Below are 2,847 nucleotides of genomic sequence, written 5' to 3'. Positions count from 1 at the left end.
TGGATGAGGCCCACGAACCCCAAGCCCATGACGATGGTCAGCACTCCCCCGGCCCTGCAGCGCCAGGCCCGGTTCAGTCCGCGCCAGCTGACCACGGTCGCCGGGGCGCCGGTGCTGGGCGCGGTGTTCGCGTTGGGCTGGACGCCGTGCCTGGGGCCGACGCTGGCCGGCGTGATCACCGTCGCCCCGGCGACCGTGGTCAGCTGGCGCGGACTGAACCGGGCCTGGCGCTGCAGGGCCGGGATGAGGCCCACGAACACCAAGCCCATGACGATGGTCAGCACTCCCCCGGCCCGTTGCAGCAGCAGCTGGTTGGTGATCAGCGTGGTCGTCATGCCCAGGACGGCGACGGTGCCGAGCACAAAAACGGTGGTGAACCCGGCGACGAACAGCGCCGCCGATCCCGCCACGCGCCAGCGGGCGGACCTCGCGGGGCGCGCAAAGTTCGCGCCCGCCGGTGGCTGTTGGTCCACGCCCACGACCGCGGCCAGATACGACAGGTAGCCGGGCACCAACGGCACCACGCACGGCGAGGCGAACGAGACCAGTCCCGCCAGCAGGCAGGCTCCGAGGGCCACCAGGAGGGGCCCGGCGGCGGCGAGCTGAGTGAATCCGGTCATCGCCGTCTCGAGCCCGTCACGACGCCGCCTTGCCTGCCGGGGTCGGCGATGCCTCGCCGGCCAGTCGCTGCACCACCGGCTGCAGGTCGGTCGCCAGCAGTTCGCGCAGGAAGACCGCCGCGACCCGGTGCTGGCGGTCGAGAACCAGCGTGGACGGGATCACGGTCGTCGGGTACTTGCCGCCGAACGCGATCAGGGTGCGCATGGCGGGGTCGTAGATGGACGGGAACGTCACCTTGCGGTCGTTGACGAAGTCCAGTGCCGCCTGCCGGTTGTTGTCCCGGACGTCGATGCCCAGGAAGGACACCGCCGAGCCCCGGGTGGCGTCATACACCTGCTGGAGCTGGGTGACCTCGGCGCGGCACGGCCCGCACCACTGCCCCCAAATGTTGATGACCACGACCCGCCCAGCGAAGATCGGGTCGTCCAGCGACAGCGTGTGCGCGGGGTCGGCCAGGTCGGGCCCGGCCAGCGGGCCGGGGCGGCCGCGACTGGCCGGCGGGTCGTAGTAGATGTCGGTCTTGCCGCCGGGCGAGACGAACTCGAAGGTGCCGCCCTGGGCCACCGCGTCGCGGCCCGAGGAGCAGCCGGCGACCAGGCCGGGCAGCAGCGCCGCCAGCACGGCCCCGGCCATCGCCTGTCGCGCGGTCAAGGCGCCACTCCTCATCGCTTCGCTCTGCATCGTCGTCGGCGCGCGGTCAACGCGCCGCCGGTTCGCTGTACTCGACGTCGACCAGCCGGTCGCCGTCGTAGACCAGGGTCGTCACCGACGCGAGCCCGCACTGCCGCCGCCGCGGGTCGTGCCACAGTCGCCGGCCGGTCACATGCAGCCGCAGCGTCCACACCGGCAGTTGGTGGCTGACGCACACCACCTCGTGGCCGGCGCCGCGGGCCCGGGCCTTGTCCGCCGCCGTTTGCATCCGGGCCGCGATCTCGGCGTACGGCTCACCCCAGGACGGCCGGAACGGGTTGCGCAGCTGCCACCACACCCGCGGATCGCGCCAGGCGCCGTCGCCCGGGCTGACCCGTTTGCCCTGAAAGAAGTTGGCCGATTCGATCAGGTCCGGGTCGGTGTCCACGGTCAGGCCGTGCTTGGCGGCGATGGGCGCGGCGGTCTCCTGGGCCCGTTCCAGCGGCGAGGCGATCACCGCGACGATGTCGCGGTGAGCCAACGCGTCGGCCACCGCGCCCGCTTGCGCGCGGCCGTTGTCGGAGAGGTGGAAATCAGGCAGCCGCCCGTAGAGGATGCCGCTCGGGTTGTACACCTCGCCGTGCCGCACGACGTGCACCCGGGTGTGCTCGGCCATCAGGACTTTCCCTTCTCGGCTTGCGCGGCGGCCCTGGCCGCGGCGGGCAGGGCGCCGGCGATGCGGTCGAACGCGCCGTCGTCCAGGGCGCATGAGACGAACCACGCCTCGAAGGCGCTGCACGGCGGGTAGACCCCCGCATCCAGCAACGCGTGGAAGAACGGTGGATAACGCCACGTCTGGGTGGCCCGCGCGGACGCGAAATCGTGCACCGGCGTCTCGGAGAAGAACACACTGAGCATGTTGCCGGCCCGCGGAATCTGATGCGCCACACCGGCATTCGTGAGCGCATCGGAGAACAGCCCGGCCAGGCGATCGGCGTTGGCGTCCAGAGTGGCGTAGGCCGCGGCGTCGGCGTTACGCAGGGTCGCCAGCCCGGCGGCCATCGCCACCGGGTTGCCCGACAGCGTGCCGGCCTGATACACCGGGCCCAGCGGCGCCAACCGCTCCATCACGTCGGGCCGGCCGCCGAACGCGGCGGCCGGCAGGCCGCCGCTCATCACCTTGCCGAAGGTGAACAGGTCGGCCTCCACGGGATCGATTCCGTACCAACCACTTCGGCTGACCCGGAAGCCGGTCATCACCTCGTCGATGATCAGCAGCGCGCCGTGCTCGGCGGTGATCGCACGCAGCGCCGCGTTGTAGCCGGGCGCGGGCGGCACCACACCCATGTTGCCCGGGCTGGCCTCGGTGATCACCGCCGCGATCTGCTCGCCGAACCGGGCGAAACTCTGTTGAACGGCGTCGATGTCGTTGTAGGGCAACACGATTGTGTCGGCCGCCGTCGCACCGGTGACGCCCGGCGAGGACGGCAGGCCCAGCGTCGCCACCCCGGAACCCGCGTCGGCGAGCAGCGCGTCGACGTGGCCGTGGTAGCAGCCGGAGAACTTGATGACCTTGGCCCGGCCGGTGAAGCCGCG

General features: G+C 71.9%; 3 protein-coding genes and 2 pseudogenes. 1 reads left to right on the top strand and 4 read right to left on the bottom strand.

Annotation, left to right across the window (positions count from 1 at the left end):
- Nucleotides 1-3 precede the first annotated feature (3 nt).
- Nucleotides 4-132: pseudogene (locus A5652_RS26305) on the top strand (hypothetical protein); the annotation flags it as partial.
- Between the two features lie 41 nt (nucleotides 133-173).
- On the opposite strand, the pseudogene A5652_RS01845 reads toward A5652_RS26305, so the two are convergent.
- The 4 genes and pseudogenes from A5652_RS01845 to A5652_RS01830 all read right to left on the bottom strand — a co-directional run.
- Nucleotides 174-620, bottom strand: a pseudogene (locus tag A5652_RS01845) (cytochrome c biogenesis CcdA family protein); the annotation flags it as partial.
- 16 nt (nucleotides 621-636) lie between these two features.
- On the bottom strand, nucleotides 637-1,254 hold the full coding sequence (locus tag A5652_RS01840) for a TlpA disulfide reductase family protein (protein ID WP_067346057.1): 618 nt from the start codon (nucleotides 1,252-1,254) through the stop codon (nucleotides 637-639).
- A 64-nt stretch (nucleotides 1,255-1,318) separates the two neighbouring features.
- Complete coding sequence (locus A5652_RS01835) at nucleotides 1,319-1,927, bottom strand: histidine phosphatase family protein (protein ID WP_067346055.1); 609 nt, start codon at nucleotides 1,925-1,927, stop codon at nucleotides 1,319-1,321.
- Nucleotides 1,927-2,847: glutamate-1-semialdehyde 2,1-aminomutase (locus tag A5652_RS01830; RefSeq protein ID WP_067346054.1), on the bottom strand; the 921-nt coding region annotated here is incomplete at its 5' end. The genes A5652_RS01835 and A5652_RS01830, both read right to left, overlap by 1 nt.

The sequence above is a fragment of the Mycobacterium sp. 1165178.9 genome (assembly GCF_001673555.1).
GTDB lineage: Bacteria > Actinomycetota > Actinomycetes > Mycobacteriales > Mycobacteriaceae > Mycobacterium.
The sequence above is the reverse complement of the archived record's forward strand: the minus strand, read 5'-3'. Positions and strand labels throughout refer to the sequence as shown.

Coding starts and splice junctions, on each gene's coding strand:
- A5652_RS01835 (WP_067346055.1), bottom strand. CDS start 1,927: ATGGCCGAGCACACCCGGGTGCACGTCGTGCGGCACGGCGAGGTGTAC.
- A5652_RS01840 (WP_067346057.1), bottom strand. CDS start 1,254: ATGGCCGGGGCCGTGCTGGCGGCGCTGCTGCCCGGCCTGGTCGCCGGC.